At 66.4% G+C, this 20,913-nt stretch carries 34 protein-coding genes and 1 tRNA gene; 29 read left to right on the top strand and 6 right to left on the bottom strand.

Annotation, left to right across the window (positions count from 1 at the left end; translation table 11 throughout):
- Nucleotides 1–155: 155 nt before the first annotated feature.
- The 3 genes from BM070_RS11910 to BM070_RS11900 are packed head-to-tail and all read right to left on the bottom strand — an operon-like array spanning nt 156 to nt 2,557.
- Nucleotides 156–1,172, bottom strand: coding sequence for a YdaU family protein (locus BM070_RS11910; protein ID WP_245785192.1), 1,017 nt, complete (start codon nt 1,170–1,172; stop codon nt 156–158).
- A 24-nt stretch (nt 1,173–1,196) separates the two neighbouring features.
- Entirely contained in the window at nt 1,197–2,027 is an 831-nt protein-coding gene (locus BM070_RS11905; protein ID WP_092939624.1) for a hypothetical protein, read from the bottom strand.
- On the bottom strand, nt 2,024–2,557 hold the full coding sequence (locus BM070_RS11900; protein WP_139222818.1) for a phage regulatory CII family protein: 534 nt from the start codon (nt 2,555–2,557) through the stop codon (nt 2,024–2,026). Before BM070_RS11900 ends, BM070_RS11905 begins: the two co-directional genes overlap by 4 nt.
- Here BM070_RS11900 and BM070_RS24220 point away from each other — a divergent pair.
- Together BM070_RS24220 and BM070_RS11895 are read left to right on the top strand one after the other, a co-directional pair.
- On the top strand, nt 2,556–2,813 hold the full coding sequence (locus BM070_RS24220) for a hypothetical protein (RefSeq protein WP_139222817.1): 258 nt from the start codon (nt 2,556–2,558) through the stop codon (nt 2,811–2,813). The two genes, BM070_RS11900 and BM070_RS24220, sit on opposite strands and share 2 nt — an antisense overlap.
- 102 nt (nt 2,814–2,915) lie before the next feature.
- On the top strand, nt 2,916–3,194 hold the full coding sequence (locus BM070_RS11895; RefSeq protein WP_092939622.1) for a hypothetical protein: 279 nt from the start codon (nt 2,916–2,918) through the stop codon (nt 3,192–3,194).
- 269 nt (nt 3,195–3,463) lie between these two features.
- Here BM070_RS11895 and BM070_RS11890 read toward each other — a convergent pair whose 3' ends face one another.
- Entirely contained in the window at nt 3,464–3,733 is a 270-nt protein-coding gene (locus tag BM070_RS11890; RefSeq protein WP_092939621.1) for a transcriptional regulator, read from the bottom strand.
- An 83-nt stretch (nt 3,734–3,816) separates the two neighbouring features.
- On the opposite strand from BM070_RS11890, the gene BM070_RS11885 reads away from it, so the two are divergent.
- From BM070_RS11885 to BM070_RS11760, 27 genes are all read left to right on the top strand, one after another.
- Complete coding sequence (locus tag BM070_RS11885; RefSeq protein WP_175518478.1) at nt 3,817–4,506, top strand: LexA family transcriptional regulator; 690 nt, start codon at nt 3,817–3,819, stop codon at nt 4,504–4,506.
- A gap of 41 nt (nt 4,507–4,547) precedes the next feature.
- Nucleotides 4,548–5,018 carry a hypothetical protein gene (locus tag BM070_RS24215; RefSeq protein WP_139222816.1) on the top strand — a complete coding sequence of 157 codons (471 nt, stop codon included), beginning with the start codon at nt 4,548–4,550 and terminating at the stop codon, nt 5,016–5,018.
- A 98-nt stretch (nt 5,019–5,116) separates the two neighbouring features.
- Entirely contained in the window at nt 5,117–5,317 is a 201-nt protein-coding gene (locus BM070_RS11875) for a hypothetical protein (protein WP_092939618.1), read from the top strand.
- Entirely contained in the window at nt 5,314–5,769 is a 456-nt protein-coding gene (locus BM070_RS11870) for a hypothetical protein (RefSeq protein ID WP_092939617.1), read from the top strand. Before BM070_RS11875 ends, BM070_RS11870 begins: the two co-directional genes overlap by 4 nt.
- Entirely contained in the window at nt 5,766–6,197 is a 432-nt protein-coding gene (locus BM070_RS11865) for a hypothetical protein (RefSeq protein WP_092939616.1), read from the top strand. Before BM070_RS11870 ends, BM070_RS11865 begins: the two co-directional genes overlap by 4 nt.
- Nucleotides 6,194–6,694, top strand: coding sequence for a hypothetical protein (locus BM070_RS11860; protein ID WP_092939615.1), 501 nt, complete (start codon nt 6,194–6,196; stop codon nt 6,692–6,694). The genes BM070_RS11865 and BM070_RS11860 overlap by 4 nt, the downstream gene beginning before the upstream one ends.
- On the top strand, nt 6,691–6,975 hold the full coding sequence (locus BM070_RS11855) for a hypothetical protein (RefSeq protein ID WP_092939614.1): 285 nt from the start codon (nt 6,691–6,693) through the stop codon (nt 6,973–6,975). The genes BM070_RS11860 and BM070_RS11855 overlap by 4 nt, the downstream gene beginning before the upstream one ends.
- A complete protein-coding gene (locus BM070_RS11850) occupies nt 6,972–7,370 on the top strand; it encodes a hypothetical protein (protein ID WP_092939613.1) in 399 nt (132 codons plus the stop codon). Before BM070_RS11855 ends, BM070_RS11850 begins: the two co-directional genes overlap by 4 nt.
- A gap of 2 nt (nt 7,371–7,372) precedes the next feature.
- Nucleotides 7,373–7,507: a hypothetical protein gene (locus tag BM070_RS25265; protein WP_281245411.1), complete on the top strand. Its 135-nt coding sequence runs from the start codon at nt 7,373–7,375 to the stop codon at nt 7,505–7,507.
- Nucleotides 7,507–7,701 (top strand): hypothetical protein, encoded by a 195-nt coding sequence (locus BM070_RS11845; protein WP_092939612.1) that lies wholly within the window; start codon nt 7,507–7,509, stop codon nt 7,699–7,701. Before BM070_RS25265 ends, BM070_RS11845 begins: the two co-directional genes overlap by 1 nt.
- Nucleotides 7,702–7,806: 105 nt before the next feature.
- Complete coding sequence (locus BM070_RS11840) at nt 7,807–8,157, top strand: YfdP family phage-associated protein (RefSeq protein ID WP_139222815.1); 351 nt, start codon at nt 7,807–7,809, stop codon at nt 8,155–8,157.
- 5 nt (nt 8,158–8,162) lie between these two features.
- On the top strand, nt 8,163–9,032 hold the full coding sequence (locus BM070_RS11835) for a DUF2303 family protein (RefSeq protein ID WP_092939610.1): 870 nt from the start codon (nt 8,163–8,165) through the stop codon (nt 9,030–9,032).
- A 41-nt stretch (nt 9,033–9,073) separates the two neighbouring features.
- Nucleotides 9,074–9,415 carry a hypothetical protein gene (locus tag BM070_RS11830; RefSeq protein WP_092939609.1) on the top strand — a complete coding sequence of 114 codons (342 nt, stop codon included), beginning with the start codon at nt 9,074–9,076 and terminating at the stop codon, nt 9,413–9,415.
- A 10-nt stretch (nt 9,416–9,425) separates the two neighbouring features.
- Nucleotides 9,426–9,644 carry a hypothetical protein gene (locus BM070_RS11825; RefSeq protein WP_092939608.1) on the top strand — a complete coding sequence of 73 codons (219 nt, stop codon included), beginning with the start codon at nt 9,426–9,428 and terminating at the stop codon, nt 9,642–9,644.
- A 26-nt stretch (nt 9,645–9,670) separates the two neighbouring features.
- Entirely contained in the window at nt 9,671–10,111 is a 441-nt protein-coding gene (locus BM070_RS11820; RefSeq protein ID WP_245785191.1) for a DUF6378 domain-containing protein, read from the top strand.
- Nucleotides 10,108–10,974 carry a hypothetical protein gene (locus tag BM070_RS11815; protein WP_092939607.1) on the top strand — a complete coding sequence of 289 codons (867 nt, stop codon included), beginning with the start codon at nt 10,108–10,110 and terminating at the stop codon, nt 10,972–10,974. The genes BM070_RS11820 and BM070_RS11815 overlap by 4 nt, the downstream gene beginning before the upstream one ends.
- The gene (locus BM070_RS11810) at nt 10,971–11,342 is read left to right on the top strand and encodes a hypothetical protein (protein WP_092939606.1); all 372 of its coding nucleotides are present in this window, start codon (nt 10,971–10,973) and stop codon (nt 11,340–11,342) included. Before BM070_RS11815 ends, BM070_RS11810 begins: the two co-directional genes overlap by 4 nt.
- Entirely contained in the window at nt 11,339–11,872 is a 534-nt protein-coding gene (locus BM070_RS11805; protein WP_092939605.1) for a hypothetical protein, read from the top strand. The genes BM070_RS11810 and BM070_RS11805 overlap by 4 nt, the downstream gene beginning before the upstream one ends.
- A gap of 8 nt (nt 11,873–11,880) precedes the next feature.
- On the top strand, nt 11,881–12,501 hold the full coding sequence (locus BM070_RS11800) for an HD domain-containing protein (RefSeq protein ID WP_092939604.1): 621 nt from the start codon (nt 11,881–11,883) through the stop codon (nt 12,499–12,501).
- Complete coding sequence (locus BM070_RS11795) at nt 12,498–12,971, top strand: hypothetical protein (protein ID WP_092939603.1); 474 nt, start codon at nt 12,498–12,500, stop codon at nt 12,969–12,971. Before BM070_RS11800 ends, BM070_RS11795 begins: the two co-directional genes overlap by 4 nt.
- Entirely contained in the window at nt 12,968–13,828 is an 861-nt protein-coding gene (locus BM070_RS11790) for a DNA adenine methylase (protein WP_092939602.1), read from the top strand. The genes BM070_RS11795 and BM070_RS11790 overlap by 4 nt, the downstream gene beginning before the upstream one ends.
- Before the next feature lie 690 nt (nt 13,829–14,518).
- Nucleotides 14,519–17,002: a DNA cytosine methyltransferase gene (locus BM070_RS11785; RefSeq protein WP_092939649.1), complete on the top strand. Its 2,484-nt coding sequence runs from the start codon at nt 14,519–14,521 to the stop codon at nt 17,000–17,002.
- A 38-nt stretch (nt 17,003–17,040) separates the two neighbouring features.
- Nucleotides 17,041–18,033: a hypothetical protein gene (locus tag BM070_RS11780; RefSeq protein ID WP_139222814.1), complete on the top strand. Its 993-nt coding sequence runs from the start codon at nt 17,041–17,043 to the stop codon at nt 18,031–18,033.
- The gene (locus BM070_RS11775) at nt 18,033–18,437 is read left to right on the top strand and encodes a hypothetical protein (RefSeq protein ID WP_092939600.1); all 405 of its coding nucleotides are present in this window, start codon (nt 18,033–18,035) and stop codon (nt 18,435–18,437) included. The genes BM070_RS11780 and BM070_RS11775 overlap by 1 nt, the downstream gene beginning before the upstream one ends.
- A complete protein-coding gene (locus BM070_RS11770; RefSeq protein ID WP_092939599.1) occupies nt 18,437–18,796 on the top strand; it encodes a DUF4031 domain-containing protein in 360 nt (119 codons plus the stop codon). Before BM070_RS11775 ends, BM070_RS11770 begins: the two co-directional genes overlap by 1 nt.
- Nucleotides 18,780–18,983, top strand: coding sequence for a helix-turn-helix transcriptional regulator (locus BM070_RS11765; RefSeq protein ID WP_092939598.1), 204 nt, complete (start codon nt 18,780–18,782; stop codon nt 18,981–18,983). The genes BM070_RS11770 and BM070_RS11765 overlap by 17 nt, the downstream gene beginning before the upstream one ends.
- 65 nt (nt 18,984–19,048) lie before the next feature.
- Nucleotides 19,049–19,549 carry a YfbU family protein gene (locus tag BM070_RS11760; protein WP_092939597.1) on the top strand — a complete coding sequence of 167 codons (501 nt, stop codon included), beginning with the start codon at nt 19,049–19,051 and terminating at the stop codon, nt 19,547–19,549.
- Nucleotides 19,550–19,561: 12 nt separating this feature from the next.
- Here the strand turns inward: BM070_RS11760 and BM070_RS11755 are convergent, their stop codons facing one another.
- On the bottom strand, nt 19,562–20,587 hold the full coding sequence (locus BM070_RS11755) for a tyrosine-type recombinase/integrase (protein WP_092939648.1): 1,026 nt from the start codon (nt 20,585–20,587) through the stop codon (nt 19,562–19,564).
- Nucleotides 20,588–20,771: 184 nt separating this feature from the next.
- Nucleotides 20,772–20,858, bottom strand: a tRNA-Leu gene (locus tag BM070_RS11750).
- Nucleotides 20,859–20,913 lie beyond the last annotated feature (55 nt).

Raw genomic sequence — 20,913 nt, 5'->3', positions numbered from 1 at the left:
ACCTAGCGCGGCAACGGGGCTCGAATTACCCTTGCCGGAAAGAGCCAGGAGGGACCCGTTCGGGCGTTGCTTTTGCGCAACAGACCAAAAAACGGCCGAAATTCGTCGTTTTTCCGCAACATCGAGGCACCCCGGCCCCACCATCGACACGCCCCTCATGCCGGCACTCCCTGGGCGGCCAGGCGGCGCTCGACCTCGGCCTCGTAGTCGGCGAACAGCCTGAAGCCGCTGTCGTCGTACGGCGGCAGACCCACCCGCTTGCCCATCGCCTCGACGCCGGAGCGCGTGGCCCGCCAGTTCGCCGGCACCGTGTCGCCATCGGCCGCGGTTGCCACCGTGTCCAGCCAACGGGAATCCCGCAGCCACCGGATCACCGACGGGCAGGACCGCCCGCCCTCCAGCCCGAGCCGATCGGCCTGGCTCGACGCCGCAGCCAGCAGCTCAGCGCTGGTGACGGACCCCGCCGCCATCAACTCCCCCACCTTGCCGGCGACGTGGGCCAGCCGGGTCCGCCGATGCGGCGGGAAGTAGGCACACAGCGCCGTGGCCACCGCCATCGGGTCCGTTCCCTTGCCGGACTGGACTGCCGCCCCCTCTGCCTTCTGCCGTGACGTGTCACACCCTGCACTCGCCCCCCCGGATGGGGGGTTGGGGGGATTTATTGGTATTGGGTTATGGGTTTGGTTACCCGTGCCATCGCCGTGACCTGTCACGCTGTCACGCGTGACAGGATCGCCCGAAGGAATCGGGATGCCGTGGTCCCGGCAGGCCTGGTACAGAGCCGCCATCGTGGTCAGCCCTTCCATGAACACCCCCTTGGCACTCAGTGCAGAAAACATAGCAGACCGCCTAGTCCTGCTGCGCCTTTGCCGCTCGTTCTCGTTCTTCTTCACCGTGCCCCGATCCACCTGCAGCGCCTTCATCGCCGCCAAGTCGGCTTCGATCTTGTAATGGAAGAACTGCCCGGCATCCTGCTGCTCGAAGAACTCTTCGAGCACGAACTGCATGGCCGCCACCTCTTCGTCGGTGCGGCAGCGCAGGCGCTTTGCCAGCTTGCCCATGTCGGAACCATCGAGCGCGCACTCGTTGGCGTAATACATGTCACGCATGTCACGGTAGATGTCACGCTCCAGCCGTGACAGGTGCAGCGTCTCCGTGTTGAAGTCGCCCATGTGGTGCATATAGCTGTGCATCGACTACACCCCCGCCGCCTGGCGAATGCGGAAGCGAAGCCGGCGCGACAGGTAGGCCGACGCATCGGAAGACGTGCTCACCCGGCGCATCGACAGGCGCGGCTGATACATCGGCGTGCGCACGAACAGCAGCACCGGGCGCACGTCCACGCCATGAACGCCAGACTTCGCCCACACCCCCGCGGGCAGATGCTGCCCCCGCAAGCGCCCATGGCTCACGAAGTAAGCACGCCCCCGAATCGCCTTGACCTGGCGGCGGTTGGAGAGCTGGCTAAACGTCGTGCGATCCTCCAGCTTGGCCCGCCTGCCCGCCTTCATGTTGGCCTTGTAACCCTGCCCCTCGGTGAACGCCTGCAGATAGCTGAGCAGCTGCTGCAGGAACGCGCCGCGCAGATTGCCGTAGGCATCCGTGCTGCCTGGGTACGGGTTCGCCGGAATCGAGGACTGAAAGCCAGGCAGCAGATAACCGGCGCGGCGCAACGCAGACTCACTGCGCTTATCAGCCCGCCGGCCGCCGGCCTCCTGCGCCTGCAGCACCTGCTGCGGGTCCACCCCCTGCTTTCCGCCCTTCGTGCCCAGCTGACTCCAGTAGGTTGGCGCAATGCTCGCCTCGAGCTTGTCCGGCGTTGCAGGAAACACCCGCGGAGAACGCAGGATGAACGGCGTCGGCCGGTCGAAGGCCGTCCGCATCTCCTGCTGCATGGCGGGCCGAACGTGCTGGAAAGCCGTGTCATTCAGCGCCTTCGCATACACCTCCCGCGCCTGCTGGCCGGTGAGCGTGGCCAGTTGCTTCTGCACCTTCTCCAGGCCCTTGATATTGCCCCCCAGCTTCATTGCCCACCCCCAGGCACCGGCCGCAGCCGGCCCCGCACTGCCGCCAGCAGCGCATCGCCGCTCGCATGCAGGTCCTGCACCTGATAGTCCACCCGGCGCACCTGATTCGTGGTGACGTGCCCGGGCTCCAGCATCGCATCGGCCGCGGCGCGCACCACCTCGGACACCGCCAACTGAAAGCGCATGAACGCCTCCACCGGGTCACCACCCGACTGATCCGGCGCGCCCCGCGTCACCGTGTAGCCCAGGGCCCGCGCCATCGAATGCAGGATCGCGGCATTGCCCGCCGCACGCTGCAGCGCCACCAGCTGCTGCGGGTGGAACACGTGCTGCCCGTTATTCCGGTTCGCCTTCTGGCGCAGCACATCCACCGACATGCCCAGCGCATCCGCCAGCACCTTCGTGCCCGGCAGAAACGTGTGCACCGTCTGGTAGATCGCCTCCAGCAGATCGGCGCCGCCCGGTGTGTCCACCTCATGCAGCGCCAAGACATGGCCCAACTCCATCGGATCACCGACAGTCACATTCATGACGCATCACCCCTCAACGCACCGCCCGCAGGCGGCAGAAACGAAAAAGCCGCAGGCCTCGCTACACGACCGCGTGGCCGCGTGCGAGCTGCTCCTACAGCACCTAGTCTTTGTTTTGGAAGCGAGCAGCAGCCTCGACATCGAAGCCTTCGACCGTTGGCTAACCATCGCGCGCGACCGCATGCTGGCGACCGGCAGCGCTCCGCAATCCGTGGTGGCGGCGCTGGCCCGCCTGCAGGCACTGGTTCAGGCATGAGCGGGCACACGTCTAGACCAGCGCAGGGACCGGATACCCGCCCCGCTCCGGCCTACGATGGGAGCTCTCACACCACCATCGCAATCACCAAAGGGGGCAGGCATGAACGAAGAACTACGAGAAGAGCTGAACGAGTTGCACCGCCACATCGCGTGGCTCGCAGCCAACACATCGGCAGTGAACACCATCGTTCGGGCACTTGCGGAGGCAAACGCAGACAACAAGGTCTTCGCTGCAATGCTCGAAAAGCAATTCCGCCAGCGAGACGCCAGCCTCACAGCTTCTCCAGTCAGAGACAGCCAGATAGCCGAATACAAGAACGCCGTCATGGAGCTGATTCCGGCGGCCCTCCGGGACCAGCTGCGAGATCCGCACGGCTGAGCGCAGCATCCATCCCGGCGCGCCTGCCAGTCGCGAAGTCAATCCAGGCCCGAGCCCTTTCACGCTCGACCGACGCAGTCGCCCTTCCCGCAGCAGAGGCAACCAATGCACCGGCAAAACCCAAGCCATCCAGAACCGTGCGAACCATGAAAGCCGATGCGGTCGATGTGCGCCGCAGCCGGCGAGCCCGGATGCGGTACACCGCCGCCGGAAGTGGCTTGGACCTGAGAGCGGACCGCCTGCGCGCCGCAACGCCCGGCGCCTCGCGCTCAGCCATGGGCCACCTCCAGCGCGTTAGAGACGCCGGCAACGGCCCCCTGCTCAGCAAGCTCCGGCCAGATGTCGCGCCAATCCTTCGGGCGGAGGTCCGGCCGGCCGACAGCGCCCTCAGTGGCGCGCTCGATAGCCAACGCCCGCGCAGGAGAAACAGGCCGCATGCCCTTCTCCATCTGGTACAAGTACGACGGCGAGACGCCCACACACGCAGCAAGATCTGCACGAGAGCGCCCACCGAGCCGAAAGTATTCGCCGAGGTTCATCAGCGAACTTTAGCAAATGCGCAACCCGCGAACAATAGCGCCCGCGAAATAGCGGTGAGTAAGGTTCGCAGATGCTAATCCGCATGCAGAACCTCCAGCACGTGATCGACACCCGGTACGACGGGCGAGACAAACATCTCGCCGACGCCGCCGGCATCAGCCCGAGCCAGATCACCCAATGGCGAACTGGGTATCGCAACATGGGAGAAAAAGCGGCTCGGAACATCGAGGACAAGCTAGGCCTGCACCATGGGTACTTGGACGAAATGAACATGGACAGGCACGCAGTGGAAGAAGTCCGCCCCTCCTACCAAGTCAGCCGCAAAGACACCACCGAGCATGGTCACGCCATCGAGGTTGCACTGCTTTCCAACAGCGCGAGCATGGGGCCAGGCACCGACCTGATAGACGACACGATCTCAGGGTCGCTGACACTGAACAGCCAATTCGTGGCCGAGCACATCAAACCCACCAAGCCCACGGCGCTGCGCTTCCTGCACGGCTACGGGGACAGCATGCACCCCACATTCAACAACGGGGACGTGCTGCTGGTGGACACAGGCATTACCAGCGCCGACATCGATGGAATCTACGTCCTCGAGGCGCACGGCCGCCTATTCATCAAACGCGTCCGCATGCGCCTCGATGGCAAGTTCGAGATCAGCAGCGACAACGCAACACACAAGACGGTGGACGTACTCTCCCCAGAAAGCGGCCACGAGGTGAGCATCCGGGGGCGCGTCCTCTGGGTCTGGAACGGCAAAAGGGTATAAAAACGAGGCCCGGACTGCACACCGGCAGCAAAGGCCCCGCCATGAAGCCCATCGTTTGCCCCACCTGCAAAACCACCGTTGCCGCAGACGCGCAGGCGTGCCCCTCCTGCAGCCACAGCTTCCTGCATCGCGACAAACCACCCAACACCCGAACGAAAGACACCCCACCCTGGGCGTGGATCTTGAGCTTCGCCCTGGTAGGCAGCCTGCTCCTTAGCTGCTTGAGCAACAGCAGCCCACGCGAAACAGGCCCACTCAAAGACTACGAGGCGCTCGCACTCTGCCAGGAGAAGATCAAGAGCGCTTCCCTTGACCGATCCGCGGCAGTGGTGCCCTACGTCGAGAACATGGGCACCGGCAGCGAGTTCTATTTCGCCTGGGGCGCGCAGACCACCTACGCCCGGCTTCGCAACGCGGCAGGACTCGAGGCGCCAGCATCTGCCTCCTGCATCGTCAATGCGGGCGACCGCCGCATCATCCAACTCACGATCAACGGGAAGACCCTCATCTAGCCCTCGATTTGCGATTCAATTTAGCGCTTGCTATTGCGCCAATTAATCGCATTTGCTAAATTAACTCCGTCGCGCCATCCCGGCGCCATGGAGTGAAGATGCACATCGAGCGCCCGCGCACCTATCGCGCAACCCTGGTCCCCAAAGACACCCCGGCCGATCAGGTCGAAGAGCTCGCCGACGCCGGCCAGCTGCCCACCAAGGAACTCACGGCCACCAGCGCCGACCATGCCAAGCAACTGGCCCACCAAGCCACCGGCATGGCCGTGCTGCGCGTGGATCGGCAGGTGGCGGCATGACCACCGCGCCCACCCTGCAACCTGCAGCAGCCATCCAGCGGCTGCTGCAGCTCATCCCCTGCCTCAACGCCAACAGCACCACCCTCGGTTTGGCGGTGACCGAGCTGCAGGCCCTGGCCCGCGCCGCATCGGCCACGCCAGAAACCACCGAAGCACCGGGCTGCGCCCGCTTCGAGGCCGCCCCGCGACTGATCGATGGCCGGCTGCTGATCTCGGTGTCGATCAGCACGCTCGCCCACGCCGCACGGCACAGCGACTACTTTTTCCGCTGCCAGGAAGACGGCTGCCCGCTGCAGATCACGGACGAAGCCGCATTCGCGAAATCGGTGGTTGAAGCCCTGAACTGCGAGCAGGAAGACGGCAGCACACCCATCACCCGCATGCTCGACGCCGCGACGGAATACGTCAGCGAGCAGGGCCTGGAGGGCATCGAGGAAGGCAGCGCCGCATGACCGCCCAGCAGCGCAACACACCCGCCTACCTGCTGGCCCATGGCCGCCTTTACCGCGCGATCGTCAGCCTGCCGCGAGAGCTGTGCCCCGCCGATGAGCCGCTGCACGAACGCGTCGTGTTCTTCGACGGCCCGCGGCGCTTGAACCCGGACGCGCATCTGGAAAAACTGCTCTGTGTCGCATGGAACATCACCACATTCGACTGGGCAGCAAACGGCCACATCTACAACGTCACGCCGGCCGTCGAACTGATCGAAGGAGGCCAGAGCGAAGACCACGCCCAGCGGCTGTTTGAAACGAGCTGGGGCGGCCTCAAAAGCATCGGCTACGCCCAGGCGGACCGCATCGACATCTTCGCCGCGCCGGAACTCAAGCGCCGGCTCATGGACACGGTGGCAACGCTCCCGCGCCAAGGCAGTGCCACATGAACGCCGCGCCCACCACCGCGCAGCACCAGCTGCTGCGCCTCATCCGCAGCCTCAACAACACCGCCACCACCATCGGCCCCGGTCGGCTGGCCGAACTCCAGGCCCTGGCCCAGCGCGCAGCCCATGAGTACGACGACCTGCCATCCAGCGAACTGGATCGCGCCGTCGCCTGCGCACGAACCGAGGCCACCACCACGGGCAACACCCACCTGCCCGAAGCCCTGCGCCCGCACGCTGTGCCGCGCTTCCACGCACCGCGCACGTACCAGCACATCCAGCTGCACGGCGTCACGCTGCTGGACCACACCGTCACCCCGCCCGGCTGGGACGCCGCCGGCCTGCCGCGCCGCGACGTGATCTGGCTCGCACTGGACCTGGAAGGCCGCGCGCTGCAGGCCGCCCAGGCCCTGGAGGTCGCCGAGGCCATGCGCCTGATGGCCACGGCGCAGATCAAGCGGCTGCAGGCCACAGCACACGCGGAGGGCGGGCAAGCATGACCTCGACCACCGCCACCCTGTACGCAGGCCCCACCTATGCCACCTACCGCCACTCCCTGGCGGAAACCTGGCTGCCCGCTTTTCGCCAGGAATGCGCTAACGCAGATCGGTTGCTGCAACTCGCGCTCAAACGCAAGAACGGCCCGGACAAAGAGGCGCTCTTTGCCGGCCACTTCGCCGTCCTTCTGGAACTGGCACGAACCGTCCAGACCGTCACCAATCTCGGCGGCCTGCCGCTGTTGTGGGAAGGCTCCGCAGCACTGAAAGGCAGCACTGCATGACCAGCACCAGCACCAGCCGCACCGACACCGACCGGCCCGCCGCCGAGGCCGCGAGCATCCGCCTACAGGCCGCCACCAAGGCCATCAACGCAGCCGCATCCACCTACATGCCGCTCAGGGCCTCGCACCTGCGCCAGCTCGCGCAGGAGAAGCAGGCAAGCGCCGAGCACCTGCTGCGGCAGTACGAGCAGCGCTGCAGCGCCAACCCGCAGACCAGCCTGAGCGCGCCCGTCGTGGCGCTCTGGGAGGGCTACTACGCCCTGCGCGCAATCGCCAAGGAACTCACCCGCAAGGCCGAGGAGACCGAAGCGAAAGAGCACGCCGCCAGCGCCGTCCACACCCACACCCACCGCGCGACGACCACGCACGCCGCGCACCACACCAAGGGCACCTGAACATGCTCCGCCGCTGCATTGTCACCGTCGCAGGCCTGCAATACGAAGGCCTTTTCGCAAGCACCGGCGCCGCCGTGCTGGACGCAATGGACCGCTACGGCGACCAAGCCGGCATCAGCGCGCGAAGGGCCACCTGATGCGCCGCGCCACCGCCTTCTTCGCGCCGCTGCTGGACAGCGGCCCGCGCCGCCAGCGCCTGCGCCAACCCGGCGCCCTGCCCCAGATCACCGACACGCCCTCGCGCGAGTTCGCCCGCGGGTGGTGGGCCGGCATCGCCATCGGCCTGGTCAACGGCGCAGCACTCGCCGTGCTGCTGGGCTGGCTGCGATGAGCACCCCCGAGTCCGCCCCGGCCGTTCGCCTGGGTGGCATATAGCGCGCAAACCGTTGCCACACAAGCGCATCCCGCTATCAATTTTCAACCACTGAGGGAACCCATGAAATCCTTTGGCCACATGCTCAACGAGATCAACGAAGGCAGCACCCATGCCGCGCTCAGCGCCGACATGGCCGAGCTCTTCCGCACCGTGCAGGTCACCGGCCGCGCCGGAAAACTCACCATCACCTTCAAGGTGGCACCGGCCGTGCGCAACACCAATGGCGGCGACATCGACCGCGTGAACGTCACCGTGGACCGCACCCTGGCGCTGCCCAAGCCCGAGACGCCCACCGATTTCTTCTACCTCACCGAAGACGGCGAGACCACCCGCAACCACCCCCGCCAGCAAACGCTTGAGCTGCGCGAGGTTGCACCCACCACCCAGCCCGCTCAACTCAAGGAGGCCTGATCGCCATGAGCAAATCCGCAACCACCAACGTGCTCGCCACCCCGGGCCACGCCGAAGAAAAGCCGGCGGCCCTGCGCGTCGCCGAAGCGTTGGCCGCCAGCGTCGCGTCCGCGCTGGAAACCCGCCACGAAGGCACGGCCACCCTCATCACGCTGCCCGACGGCTACCGCGTCGAAGACATCACCGCGCTGGTCGAAAAGACCCAGCCCGCCCGCAACCGCCCCCAGGGCATCGTCGGCCTGGGCGATGTGCCCAGCCTGCTGGCCTATTGCGCCGACCAAGTGGCGCAGGAGCGCGGCTACATCTACGCCGACCCCGACAGCCGCACCATCACCGCGGTGTTCAACGACCAGCGCAGCACGCTGTTCCACGGCTGGCGCGACCACCGCGCCGTGTTCGCCGCCACCTTCACGCCCGAGTTCAAGAAGTGGCTGGAGCAAAGCGGCAGGCCCATGAGCCAGCAGGAGTTTTCCGAGTTCATCGAGGACAACTACGCCGACCTCAACGGCGAAGACGGCCAGACCCTGCTGAACGTGGCCACCACCATCCAGGCCACCACCGGCATCAACTTCAGCAGCGCTCGCCGCCTGCAGGACGGCCAGACCCAGCTGACCTACAACGAAGTGATCGACGCCAAGGCCGGCTCGGACGGCGCTCTGAAGATCCCGCAGACCTTCACCCTGGGCGTGCGCATCTTCAAGAACGGCGACGGCTACAAGCTCACCGCCCGCCTCAAGTACCGCCTGGCCGGCGGCGGCGTGAAGTTCTGGTACGAGCTCGACCGCCCGGAGCGTGCCGTGGAAGACGCCTTCAACGGCTACGTGCAGACCGTGCGCGAAAAGAGCGGCTACACGGTCCTGACCGGCCGGCCGTAAGCCCTTTTAGCTCCTAGAACGATAGCAATCGAGGCCCCGCCATGCAACACACCGGCACCCTCTACCTGAGCAAGACGAAACCCGTGGTCACCACGCACGAAGGGGATTTCGCCCTGCTGCTGCTGCTCATGGACAACCTCGGCAAACAGGGACTGGAACCCTACCGGGTGCGATGGACGGGGCCCGAGGCAGAAGCCTTCTGGAACGCGCACCACGCCGACCTCCAACCCGGCGCCCCGCTGGATGTGGAGCTCTCGAACGTGCGCGCCGTCAGCGGCGCCACGCGCCCACCCATGCCCGAACTGCGGGCGCGCGTGGTGCGCATGACGCTGCGCCCGCGCAGCACCGCTGCACGGCAGCACCCCACCCAGGCCACCACCTGAGGGAACACCCATGGCCCAGCAACTCCGCACCTCCAGCGACCACAGCGCCGTGATCGTCAGCAAGCAACACATCGAACAGCAGGCCCGCAGGGCCGTGCAGCAAGGGCAAGCGCTCAACGACGCATGCCCCTACCCACCCACCACAGAAGCCGGACTGCACTTCGCCGCCGTCTATCTCGTGGCCCAGGCCGCCGCACGGGCCGCGCAACGCACCGCGCAGCCAGCCTGAAGCAACCCACCACAGGAGCACCCCTCATGCCCGCAGCAGTCCCCAGCAAGCGCCAAGCCCGCATTGCCACCCAACTCAACCAACTCAACCAACGCGCCGCGCAACTCGGCACGCCCGTCATCTCCGCCGCGACCAGCACAGAAGCCGGCCGCCCGGTCACTGCCCACGACGTGCTCACCGCCGCCAGCGCGACCATCAACCAGCGCGGCGCGCAGCGCGACAGCACCCAAGGCGCGCAGCAGGAGCGCAGCATGGCCGCCACCGTGGCCGCCTTCAACGCCATCGAGGGCACCACGTTGACCGAGCGCCAGGGCTGGGCCTTCATGCAGACGCTCAAGCTGGTGCGCGCCGCCGCCTGCGACCGCAACGGCAATTTCAATCCCGACGACGCACTGGACGGCGCCGCCTACGCGGCCCTGGGCGGCGAGGCTGCAGCCGCTGCGGCGGGCATGACGGTGCAGCCATGACCACCGCAGCCAACCAAGCGGCACACGCCGAAAAGGTGCAGCTGGTCGAGGCATTCCGCACCGCCTGCCGCGAGTGGAACAACGCGGATCCGGCGACGGACACCGTGCAGACGCTCGTCGCCGAAGGCAATGCGCTTTACCTCAGCGCGCGGGCGCTCGTCGAACACCTGGAGCGCAATGAGTCCCATCAGCCTCCCCACTGCTACAGCGACTGCATGGCCGCCATGCACAGCGTGCAGCACACCCCCACCCCGAACCTGGAAGGCCTGCGCGATCGGCTCTTTGATGAACCGCTGCCGGCCCGCCACAGCGATGGCCACTGCTACCACCCAGCCCTTCCCGACACCGACGAAGACGTCAACATCGTGATGCTGCTGGCCGCCTTCGGCGTTGCCTGCAAGCTTGTCTCGATGGAGTCCGACTCCCCGATCCTGCACGAAACCCTGCTGGAAGCCGGCGACCCGGACTTCAGCGCCTGGACCCCCACACCTCCAGCGGGCGACGGCTGGAAGCTGCTCGCCCTCTACGACACCGAGGACGGCCCTCACGCGCTCTTCGGCCGCAAAGACCACAACGCCGCATTTCCGAAGCGCGCAGCTCCGTCGATGAAGCCCTCGGCCGCAGCGGCATGCGAGGTGCTGATTGCACACGCCGAGGGACGCATCCGGCACCGCTTGCGAGGCCTTTGCCCGGACTCCATCGAGGGCGCTGAGACGCGCGATCCAGACTGCCCCGTGTGCCAAGCACTCAGCGCGGCGTCCCCAGCCGTGGCGCCGACCGATCTCTGGCCCCTGCCCGCGGAGATTCAGGCGCGCACGGCCCAACTCCCGGCGGCCAAAGCGCAGGAAGGCAGTGCCGCATGACCGCCTTCCGCGAATACGTCACCAGCACAGCCTTCGCGCTGACGATCTCTCATCGCCAGATCGAGTGCCTATGCCAGCTCGACCAGTACGGCGACAGCTACATGTTGCTGACCACGTTCCGCGCGCTGGAGAACAAAGGCCTGGCCGAACGCGTCGCCACGCCGCCCAGCGACAACCCCAACCACGACCGATGGGGCAAGACCGTCCGCCTGACCGAAGCCGGTAAGGCCGTGGTGCCACTGCTGAAGCTGGCCGGCCTGTACGTGCAGTACGCGGAACGCATGCCCGCCGTGGAACTGCCGCCCATCGATGTGGCCGTCAAGCGCCGCCAGCACAACCAAGAGACCACCACCGGAGAACCAGCATGAACACCACCACCGCACCCGGCGACCTGCCGGAGGCCCTGCGCTGCGCCCAATGGCTGGAGCACATCGCCAACGGAGGCGAGGTCGTCAGCATCGACGCACTGGCGCGCACGTCGGCCGCCGAAGTGCGCAGCCTGCACGCTGCACTGGAGCGGCTGACCGCGTGGGCGCAAACCCAAGCGGGCGGCATCCACTTTTCCGGCGATCACCCCATCGCCCAGGCGCAAGAAGCGCTCGGCACCGCACCTCCTGCCGTGGCGCGCCCCACAGCGATCCGCCACCAATTCATCGGCTCTCCTGTCGAAATCGGCGACGCGGTGTTTCGCGAGCTGTGCCTGCCCGTCATCGCCGCAGCGTCCCGCCAGCCAGCGGCCAAGCCGGCCCAGCTGCTGCAGCTGTACAGCGGATTCATCTGCTCTTGCCTCGGCGCATTGGCCGCTGACATCGGCCACAAAAGGGCCATCGAGGTGGCCCAGATGAACGTCGAAACGTTCAGCCACATCGACCTCGATGCACCGCAAACCACCCATTGAGGCCCCACATGTCCCTTTGGATTCACCTCGCCGACGGCACCGAGCACTACCTCACCCAGCCCGACACCGCGCAGAACACGTACCGCCTCGAAACGCTGGCGCACCACCTGGCCATCATCAACCGCTTCACCGGAGCGACCTGCCGACCGTACAGCGTGGCCGAGCACAGCCTGCTCTGTGCCGACATCGCAGAGGCCTACAACGCACCGCTTCCGGCGCAGCTGGCCTGCCTGATGCATGACGCCCACGAAGCCATCACCGGCGATACCAGCAGCCAGGTCAAGTGGGCCCTTGCACAAGCGTGGGAAAACTTCGAGCAACCACAGGCACGGGCGCTGCGCCGGCACTTCGGCCTGCAGACGGCATTCGCCGGCTACCGCCAGCAGATCAAGCGCATCGACCTGGTGGCCCTGGCCACCGAGCGCCGCGACCTGCTGGCCTTCGACCCCGCCGCGCATCGCCCCTGGCCGATCCTCGACACGCCCGGGCAAGAGGTGCCGCACCACGGCACCAGCCTGAACACGACGAAGCGCGAACAGACCAGCTGGAAGGAGTGGCGCGACCTGTTCATCGCCCGCTACGAAAGCCTGAGCGAGGCGGTACTCATGACCGCAGAGGCGCGCCCATGAAAACCGCTCAACGCCGCGCGGCCCGCGCCAAGGCCTCCATGCGCAACCCGGGGCGCTGGGATGCGCTCGCCCCCCTGGCCCTCATCGCCCAACGCCAGCCCATGGCCGCACACGACGCCGCCGCCGCCAGCGTCGAAGTCCGCACGGCCTGGCATCACATCTGCGATGGCGGCGGCACCGTGCCACACCTCAACCGGCTGGCGCTGGCCATGAACATCTGCGCGCACCGCGCCGAGCGAATCGGCCCCGACGCCGCCGAAGTCGCCGAGCGCGCCCAGGCCGCCATCCTGGCAATGCAGCAACGCTACGAACGCCTCGGCCGCATCGGCCCTGACGCCAACGCGCTGGCTCACGTGCCGCTGGCCCTGGACCTCTACGACGAGATGCTGCGCAACGTCAGCGTGCACCAGCTCAACGAGTCGCTCGCCGCGGTGGATGCCCTGATGCACGAGGCGGAGGCCGCAGCGTGAACACCATCACCCGCCCCGCCCTGCGCTACCACGGGGGCAAGTTCCGCTTGGCGCCGTGGATCATGCAGTTTTTCCCGACGCATCACCGCTACGTGGAGCCCTTTGGCGGCGCTGCAGGCGTGCTGCTGCGCAAGCCGCGCTGTCACGCCGAGATCTACAACGACCTCGACAGCGACATCACCAACTTCTTCCGCGTGGTGCGCAACCCAGCACAGCGCGCCCAGCTCATCGAAGCGTGCCAGCTGACGCCCTACGGCCGCGAGGAATGGGAGCTGGCCTACGAACACTGCGACGAGCCCATTGAGCGGGCCCGCCGCACAGCCGTGCGCGCAGCGATGGGTTTCGGCTCGGCCGGCGCCACGAAGGGCAAGACAGGGTTTCGCATCGACACCGCGCGCGCCTGGAGCACCGCGATGCACGACTGGACGGGCTACCCCCCCAACCTGGCCGCAATCGGCGAGCGCATGACCGGCGTGCTGATCGAAAACCGTCCGGCCATCGACGTGATGCGCCAGCACGACGCGCCGACCACCCTGCATTTCGTGGACCCGCCGTATCTGCACGAAACCCGCGTAATGCGCGGCGCTTCCAGCTGCTATCGCCACGAGCTGACAGCCACCGAACACGCCGAGCTGCTGGAGCAGCTATGCGACCTGCAGGGCATGGTAGTGCTGTCCGGCTACCCCAGCGACCTCTACCAGCACCACCTCGCCGGCTGGACGCAGCACACCACCAAGAGCCGGATCTCAGCCGGCCGCGGCACGGTCGTCAGAACGGAATCGGCATGGCTGAACCCCGCCTGCGCAGCCGCATTGACACACGCTGCAGATGGCCTCTTCGCGGAGGCCGCAGCGTGACTACTTCAACCGACGCCACCAGTCAACAAACCACGCTATCGCCATCAGAACGCCCAGCAACTCAGATGCCGGCAGCGCGAAAGACAAAGAAATCATGAAGGCCCTTTCTCACCACATCGGGTGTTTGAAACAAGGCCCTCAGTCTGCCGTCACGACTCCAGAAAGCGAACGCGGCACCTCTTCGGCGACTCCCCTGAATATCCAATTTCATAGCAACGAACGAAGCCAGCTAATGGATTCGCGGGGACTCGATCAGAAAAACCACAACGCCAGAGCACGGCGAGTCAGCCAACTTGCACAGCCATGAAACGCGACGACTTCACGATCCCCCTCGGACTCGCCCCCATTGAGCCGGTCCGCCTATCCGCAGATGAGCTGTTCGCGAATTGGGGCTTCGCGGATGGCGAGCTGCTCGCTGAACACCCCGCCTTCCTGCAAGCCCTGTCGGCCAGCCAAGCCGAGGCCGACGCACGCACCGTGCTGGCGGACCTGATCGAGCAGCACCTGCTGCCCGCGCTACCCGCCCCGCTGCGCACATACCGCCTGGCTTTCACGATGCACAACCCCGTGCGCGCAGAGGACGACGAACTGCCTCGCAAGGGGGAATTCGCCGGCTTCGAGGTGAAGGTCACCGCCGAGCAGATCGCCACAGCGCTGCGCAAGCATGCCAGGCCGGCACGCCCCCAGCACATGGCGCGCAGGGCGCGCCATGTGCACAGGCCCAACGGCGACCAGTCCAAACCTCTGGACTTCCCCGGCGAGCTCATCATCGACAACTTCGCCGGCGGCGGCGGCACCAGCACAGGCCTGGAAAAGGCCTTTGGCCGCCCCGTGGACATCGCGATCAACCACGATCCCGAGGCCCTGGCCATGCACGCCATCAACCACCCGCACACCCTGCATTTGTGCGAGAGCGTGTGGGACGTGGACCCTATCGCCGTCACCCGCAACCAGCCCGTGGGCCTGGTCTGGCTGTCCCCGGACTGCAAGCACTTCAGCAAGGCCAAGGGCGGCACGCCGGTCAGCAAAGACATTCGCGGCCTGGCCTGGGTGGCCGTGCGCTGGACGCTGCTGACCAAGCCGCGCAGCTTCATGCTCGAGAACGTGGAGGAGTTCCAGACCTGGGGCCCGCTCATCGAAACGGATGGCAAGCTGTACCCGGACAAGACCCGCGCCGGGCAAACCTTCAAGGCCTTCTGCGGCATGCTTTCCAAGGGCGTGCGCCCCGACCATCCGGCACTGGACGAAGCCTGCGAGTTCCTGGGCATCGACCGGCACGGCCCCCTGGCCGCGCAGCTGGTGCAGGGCCTGGGCTACGACATCGACCACCGCGAACTGCGCGCCCGGGACCACAACACGCCGACGATCCGCAAGCGCCTTTTCTTCGTGGGCCGGCGCGACGGCCTGCCCATCGTGTGGCCTACCGCCACCCACGCCGAGCCCGGCGACCGCCGCGTGCTGGCCGGCAAGCTCGCGCCCTACCTCACCGCGGCCGAATGCATCGACTTCGGCCAGCCCGCCGCCAGCATCTTCGGCCGCAAGAAGCCACTGGCCACCAACACGCAGCGCCGTGTGGCAAAGGGCCTGTTCCGCCACGTGCTGGCCAGCGCCAGCCCGTTCATCGTCGGCGTGGGCGGGCGCATGGGCCAGAGCCCCGAGCGCAGCGTGCATCAGCCCGTGCAGACCATCACCAGCAAGGCCGACAGCTGCGTGGCGCAGCCCGTGCTGACCCCGTACATGGTCAACACCCGCAACGGCGAACGCGCCGGCCAGCAGCCGCGCGTGCGCAGCGCCGAGGAACCGTATTGGACGGTGACCAGCCAGGGATCGCAGGGCGCCGTGGCCGCGCCGGTACTCGCCCCTTTCGTGACCGAACACGCCAACGCGAGCACCCAGCGGACCATGGCCGCCGACGAGCCGCTGCGCACCATCTGCGCCCAGGTGAAGGGCGGCCATTTCTCCGTCGTCGCTCCCGTGATCGCGCCGCTGCGCGGCACCAGCGACACCCACCTGCAGGGCGACGACGCGCGCGATCCGCTGTCCACCATTTCAGCCGGCGGCACGCACCACGTCCTGGCAGGCGCCACGCTGGCGCCCATGGTGATGACCAACACCACCGGGCACCCCGGCGCGCCAGCAGATGCCCCGCTGTCCACCGTCACCACCGGCAGCCAGCAAGCCGTCGCGGCGATGCACATCACCAAGTTCAACACGGGCTCCGTGGGCTCAGGCATGGACGAGCCGCTGCGCACCGTGACCGCCGGCGGCACGCCCAAGCGGCCCAGCACCGGCATCCAGATGGGCATGGTGGCCGCGCATCTGGTGGACATGGGGCACGGCGAGGGCAAGGACGGAACGAAGCGATTCAGCCATGGCATCCGCTCGCTGGAAATGCCGCTCAACACCATCACCGCGAGCGGCGGCACCAGCGCGCTGTCGGCCGCACACCTGATGCACCTCACGCACCACGGCGAGCGCGCGGGCAGCACGCCAGCCAGCCCGCTGCCCACCGTGACGGGCGCGCACCGCGGCGAACAGGCCATCGTGGCGGCCTGCCTGGAGCAAGCCAACGGCGGTTTCTACGACGGCGACGGGCGCCCCGCAGATGCCCCCACCAGCACCATCACGTCGAGCGGCGCGCAGCAGCGCCTGGTGATGGCCTATCTGGTGAAGTACTACAGCAGCGGCGGGCAAGACGCCCCGGCGAACGGCCCGATGCACACCCTGCCCACCAAGGGCCGCATGGGCCTGGTGGAGGTGGCCCAGGTGCCGGCGGCGAGCCTGGCCGAAGAGCACCGCGAGCGCGCCCGCCAGTGCGCCGATCTGCTGCACCAGCACCTGCCCGAGCAGTTCACCGAGCCTGCCGACATGGTGCTGATGCAGCACGCCGGCCACTGGTGGGTACTGGTGGACATCACGCTGCGCATGCTCAAGCCGCGCGAGCTGTTCAACGCCCAGGGCTTCCCGGCGGACTACGTGATCCACGAGATCCCGGACCCGGCCCTGCTGTTCCAAGACGGCAAGCAAGCGGCCGACCCGCTGAAGCTGCCCCGCATTCCCCTCAGCACGACCGCCCAGGTCCGCATGTGCGGCAACAGCGTTTGCCCACCAGTGGCCGAGGCCCTGGTGCGCGCCAATTTCGCCCACGAAGCCGCATGGATGCAGGCCGCATGACACGCCCGGCCACGAATCGAACCGACAGGAGACCCAGCATGCAAACCCCCAAGATCTGCAACACCTGCGAAACCGTTGCCCACTGCAGCAGGCACGGCTGCATCCCCATCACATCGAGCACAGGCGCAGCAGAACAGCCCGGCGCAGCGGCTCCAGCCGTGGCGGCAGATCCATCGCCCGAGTTGCAACGAATGACAGCGCACCGCGCGACCTTCTTCCTTGAGCGTTTCCTGCGGGAGGAGAAGCTACTTGGGCCGAACGAGCAGGCAGCGGTGCGTTTCGCTGTCGCGGCACTTTCAGCACCCCAGGCCCAGCAGCCCGGCGCGGCTCCTGCATTCGGCCGCTGGATCAACGCAGATGACGTTGACCGCCTGGCGCGCGCGCTGGATGTGGCGTTCAACGGCGAGGCAGGTGCCGCACTGCAAGCGCGCTTGTGCGATGTTGTTTCCCAGATCGAACGCGAGGCCAACGATGCAGATCGGCCGCTGCTGGACGTGCTCCGCGCCGCCCGTACCGGCGCCCATGCAGCGCCCGCGATCTGGGTGAGCCCTGGGCAGCTCGCAAACCACGCGGACCCAGATGACACGAGCGGGAGTTACCTGCCTGCGCGTCGCACCCCGATCGGCAAGTTCACACAGCCCCTCTACACAGAGGCATCAGCCACCCGCCCATCGAAGCCGCACGATGCCGCTGAGGCGATCACGCCGAGCGATACGGAAAACCGCAGCCAGTGGCTAAGCCCTGAAGACATGGCCGCGCTGGAGCGTCTGGACGAAACATTTTCGGACGGCGAGGGCTATGACTTGCCCAAGTCCCAGATGGTGCGGCTAGCCGACCTAGGCGTGGTCCGCCACCACAGTGCCGGCCGCTACAGCATCACATCCTTCGGCCGCTGGGTGCTGGGCAGTCGGGTGCTGCGCAAGCCGCTGGAAACCGCCGACGAGTGCAACGCGCGCCTCGGCGAAGAGCACCGCGCGAGGCTCGCCGCCGAACACCCAGCGCAGGCCACACCCCACGAAGGAGGCAACTGATGCCGACCACCACCCACCCCAACGAGCACGCCGCCAAGGTGGCGGCCAAATGGTGGCTGCAAGCCCGCAACCGCCTCAACATCGCAGGCGAAGCCATTGCGATCCACATCGGGCACGAGCTCGACCCGGGCGCATTCATCGAGGGCGTGAACGACCCCGAGTTGCAAAAGCACGTAGCCCAGGCCATGCGCAAGCTCGACACCAGCCTGATCGTGGCCGCATTGCAGGGCAAGCCCATCCTCGACGAAACCGCCTTGCGCGCCCGATTCGAGAAGCTGGCCAGCGACCCGAGCCACAAGTTCCAACGCTCGCCGCGCGGGACATATCGCAACCCGGCCGTGGCCAGGGACTGGAAATGGTTTCGAGCAGGCGCCGCCGCAGCAAGCCAAAACGGGAGCAGCTGATGGCCGTTTACGTTGACGACATGCGCGCGCCGTACGGCCGCATGGTGATGTGCCACATGCTGGCCGACACCGACGAAGAGCTGCACGCCATGGCCGACCGGATCGGCGTGGCGCGCCGCTGGTGGCAGGCCCCGCCCCGCCACGATAGTCACTACGACATCGCTTTGAGCAAGCGCGCCTTGGCCGTAGCCGCCGGCGCCGTCGAAATCACCTGGCGCCAGGCCGGCGCCATGAACATGCGCCGCCGCGTCACCGGCCAGCTGGGAGACCCGGCCACGGCCGAGGCCTGGCTGCTGCAGCGTATGGCAGACAAGCGCGCACCACAAAAGGAGGAACAAGCGCATGGCAACCCACACTGATACCGCCGCGCGCGTCGATACGGCCGGCATTGCGGCCATGCTGGGCTGCACGCGCGCTCACGTCACCGACCGACTCACGAAACGGCCAGACTTTCCAAAGCCCTTCATCAACGTTTCGCAGAAGATGCGTTACTGGCGGCTGGGCGACGTTCAGGCCTTTTTGCAAGGGAAGCGCGGCACCAGATAAAGCGCCTGACTCATCAATAGCGGATTAATGAGCGAGAATGCAGCCTCTTTCAACGGAGGATTACCATGCCACAGATTGAATTGACGGATGCCGAACGGCTGATTCTCGCGAATCAATACCGCATTCGGGGCATTCTTGAGCACGATGATAGTTACGCCGAACTTGCCGATGACCTAGAAAGCGGCCACAAATGGCTCTATCAAAGCAGGCTGCGAATCTCGCCCAACCTGAGCGAAGACGATACCAACCTTGTTTTAGACACCCTGGCTCTTTACAGACTTTTGCAGTCGAGCTATGAAGAGCTTGAAGACAAGTCAGAGGTTGAGAAAGATCAAGTGCAGTTTCCGGGCTTCGATGGAAACAATGAGTCCGAGCTGCTATATTTTTGCACTGCCCTCTGCCGTAAAGCGCGTTACGAGGAACTTATCGGCAGGCCTGCAAAAAATTCGCACGCGCCAACGCGCGACAATTACAGCAGAATGATAGGGCAATGGCGTCGCATTGGAGAGCCCTCCGAGTCGCTGACAGCCAGCGAGATCAAATCCATTCTAGACGCCCGACGGTAGGGAGCGACAGAGTCAAAGCCGCGCGGCAATGTCGCGCTCCGATTCTCGGTAATAGGTATTGAATAGCTCATTAATATCCACGTGGCCGCTGATCTTCGCCAACGTCATCACGTCATAGCGCTTGCTCAGCCACGTCAGCGCCGCCGCCCGGCTGTCGTGGAAATGCAGGCCGGCAATCATCACGCGGTCGCGCACCTTGCGCCAGAGCACGTCGCGGCTTTGATCGGAGATCGTGAAATACGCGTCTCGCCCGGCCGCCTCGGCCGCGGCATCGAGCCGCCGCAACAGACGCGCAGCGCGCGGCGTGAACGGCACATTGCGCTCGCCGGCGGTGCGATCCGTCTTGTGTCGTGGCAGGTGGTACACCCGCGTACGCAGATCCACCGTGGAGCGAGACATGCGCAGGAGTTCACCACTGCGCAGCGACGTATGCAAGGCAACGAGGTACGCCCAAACAGCCTCCTGCTGCGGGGTCTGCGGCGGCAAGAGCGTGGTGTAGCCACCCGAGCGCAGCAGACGCCGCACCTCCTGCCACATCGTTGAGCGGCGGCGTGCGTGCCCCTTGCGGGGCTTTCGCAGCTTGGTCCACGGGCTTTTACCAGCCCACCCCCATTCGTCAATGGCCAAGCCCCAGATGGGCCGAAACTGCTGCGCCTCGCGCAGCACGCTCGACTCCGACACCACCTGCAGGCGCTTGTCGCGCCACCTGGCCAGGTCATCCGTGGTGATCTCGTGAAACACCTTGGCCGCCAGGTCGGGGAAGTTCCGCAGCCAGGCATCAAACCGCAGGTTGTCGGCCTTTGCGACCGCCGGCGAGCGCTTGGCCTTGAGATCCGTCACTTCGCGGCGATACCGCTCCACCGCATCGGCCAGCGTCTTGCGCGGGTATTCGCCACGCGAGCCGGCCAGAATTGCAGCCTCTTCGGCCAGCGCCCAGGCCTGCGCCTCGGCCTTCGTCGCCCGCGTGGCCGACACACGCTGGCCAGCGCGCTCGACCTCTGCCCGCCACCCGTTTTTGACCTTGCGTAGATATGCCATGCCTGCGCCCTCCACCGCGCGGGATTGCGCGCGGGAACCGCGCGGGATGGCATTGTAGGTTTGGGCCGGATGAGGCCGGAAATGGGCGGCAATAGCCTGCTGAAAAAACAAGCAAAAAAGGCCCGTCCTCATAGGAGAAACGGGCCTTATGCAGGAAACAGCCGGAACCGGCCGTTTTCTATCGTGGTGCGCGGGGGGGGACTCGAACCCCCACACCATTGCTGGCGTCAGGACCTAAACCTGGTGCGTCTACCAATTTCGCCACCCGCGCATTTCTTCAGACAAACAGGCGGCAGGCAGTGCCAGCCATCTGTGTGAAATTGGTT

It is taken from the genome of Paracidovorax wautersii, from assembly GCF_900113035.1.
GTDB lineage: Bacteria > Pseudomonadota > Gammaproteobacteria > Burkholderiales > Burkholderiaceae_C > Paracidovorax > Paracidovorax wautersii.
This window is presented reverse-complemented; position numbering and strand designations above follow the sequence as displayed.

Excerpts from the sequence above, each read along its gene's own strand:
- BM070_RS11910 (WP_245785192.1), bottom strand. The coding sequence starts at position 1,172 with ATGGGCGACTTCAACACGGAGACGCTGCACCTGTCACGGCTGGAGCGT.
- BM070_RS11905 (WP_092939624.1), bottom strand. The coding sequence starts at position 2,027 with ATGAAGCTGGGGGGCAATATCAAGGGCCTGGAGAAGGTGCAGAAGCAA.
- BM070_RS24220 (WP_139222817.1), top strand. The coding sequence starts at position 2,556 with ATGACGCATCACCCCTCAACGCACCGCCCGCAGGCGGCAGAAACGAAA.
- BM070_RS11900 (WP_139222818.1), bottom strand. The coding sequence starts at position 2,557 with ATGAATGTGACTGTCGGTGATCCGATGGAGTTGGGCCATGTCTTGGCG.
- BM070_RS11895 (WP_092939622.1), top strand. The coding sequence starts at position 2,916 with ATGAACGAAGAACTACGAGAAGAGCTGAACGAGTTGCACCGCCACATC.
- BM070_RS11890 (WP_092939621.1), bottom strand. The coding sequence starts at position 3,733 with ATGAACCTCGGCGAATACTTTCGGCTCGGTGGGCGCTCTCGTGCAGAT.
- BM070_RS11885 (WP_175518478.1), top strand. The coding sequence starts at position 3,817 with ATGCAGAACCTCCAGCACGTGATCGACACCCGGTACGACGGGCGAGAC.
- BM070_RS24215 (WP_139222816.1), top strand. The coding sequence starts at position 4,548 with ATGAAGCCCATCGTTTGCCCCACCTGCAAAACCACCGTTGCCGCAGAC.
- BM070_RS11875 (WP_092939618.1), top strand. The coding sequence starts at position 5,117 with ATGCACATCGAGCGCCCGCGCACCTATCGCGCAACCCTGGTCCCCAAA.
- BM070_RS11870 (WP_092939617.1), top strand. The coding sequence starts at position 5,314 with ATGACCACCGCGCCCACCCTGCAACCTGCAGCAGCCATCCAGCGGCTG.
- BM070_RS11865 (WP_092939616.1), top strand. The coding sequence starts at position 5,766 with ATGACCGCCCAGCAGCGCAACACACCCGCCTACCTGCTGGCCCATGGC.
- BM070_RS11860 (WP_092939615.1), top strand. The coding sequence starts at position 6,194 with ATGAACGCCGCGCCCACCACCGCGCAGCACCAGCTGCTGCGCCTCATC.
- BM070_RS11855 (WP_092939614.1), top strand. The coding sequence starts at position 6,691 with ATGACCTCGACCACCGCCACCCTGTACGCAGGCCCCACCTATGCCACC.
- BM070_RS11850 (WP_092939613.1), top strand. The coding sequence starts at position 6,972 with ATGACCAGCACCAGCACCAGCCGCACCGACACCGACCGGCCCGCCGCC.
- BM070_RS25265 (WP_281245411.1), top strand. The coding sequence starts at position 7,373 with ATGCTCCGCCGCTGCATTGTCACCGTCGCAGGCCTGCAATACGAAGGC.
- BM070_RS11845 (WP_092939612.1), top strand. The coding sequence starts at position 7,507 with ATGCGCCGCGCCACCGCCTTCTTCGCGCCGCTGCTGGACAGCGGCCCG.
- BM070_RS11840 (WP_139222815.1), top strand. The coding sequence starts at position 7,807 with ATGAAATCCTTTGGCCACATGCTCAACGAGATCAACGAAGGCAGCACC.
- BM070_RS11835 (WP_092939610.1), top strand. The coding sequence starts at position 8,163 with ATGAGCAAATCCGCAACCACCAACGTGCTCGCCACCCCGGGCCACGCC.
- BM070_RS11830 (WP_092939609.1), top strand. The coding sequence starts at position 9,074 with ATGCAACACACCGGCACCCTCTACCTGAGCAAGACGAAACCCGTGGTC.
- BM070_RS11825 (WP_092939608.1), top strand. The coding sequence starts at position 9,426 with ATGGCCCAGCAACTCCGCACCTCCAGCGACCACAGCGCCGTGATCGTC.
- BM070_RS11820 (WP_245785191.1), top strand. The coding sequence starts at position 9,671 with ATGCCCGCAGCAGTCCCCAGCAAGCGCCAAGCCCGCATTGCCACCCAA.
- BM070_RS11815 (WP_092939607.1), top strand. The coding sequence starts at position 10,108 with ATGACCACCGCAGCCAACCAAGCGGCACACGCCGAAAAGGTGCAGCTG.
- BM070_RS11810 (WP_092939606.1), top strand. The coding sequence starts at position 10,971 with ATGACCGCCTTCCGCGAATACGTCACCAGCACAGCCTTCGCGCTGACG.
- BM070_RS11805 (WP_092939605.1), top strand. The coding sequence starts at position 11,339 with ATGAACACCACCACCGCACCCGGCGACCTGCCGGAGGCCCTGCGCTGC.
- BM070_RS11800 (WP_092939604.1), top strand. The coding sequence starts at position 11,881 with ATGTCCCTTTGGATTCACCTCGCCGACGGCACCGAGCACTACCTCACC.
- BM070_RS11795 (WP_092939603.1), top strand. The coding sequence starts at position 12,498 with ATGAAAACCGCTCAACGCCGCGCGGCCCGCGCCAAGGCCTCCATGCGC.
- BM070_RS11785 (WP_092939649.1), top strand. The coding sequence starts at position 14,519 with ATGGCGCGCAGGGCGCGCCATGTGCACAGGCCCAACGGCGACCAGTCC.
- BM070_RS11780 (WP_139222814.1), top strand. The coding sequence starts at position 17,041 with ATGCAAACCCCCAAGATCTGCAACACCTGCGAAACCGTTGCCCACTGC.
- BM070_RS11775 (WP_092939600.1), top strand. The coding sequence starts at position 18,033 with ATGCCGACCACCACCCACCCCAACGAGCACGCCGCCAAGGTGGCGGCC.
- BM070_RS11770 (WP_092939599.1), top strand. The coding sequence starts at position 18,437 with ATGGCCGTTTACGTTGACGACATGCGCGCGCCGTACGGCCGCATGGTG.
- BM070_RS11765 (WP_092939598.1), top strand. The coding sequence starts at position 18,780 with ATGGCAACCCACACTGATACCGCCGCGCGCGTCGATACGGCCGGCATT.
- BM070_RS11760 (WP_092939597.1), top strand. The coding sequence starts at position 19,049 with ATGCCACAGATTGAATTGACGGATGCCGAACGGCTGATTCTCGCGAAT.
- BM070_RS11755 (WP_092939648.1), bottom strand. The coding sequence starts at position 20,587 with ATGGCATATCTACGCAAGGTCAAAAACGGGTGGCGGGCAGAGGTCGAG.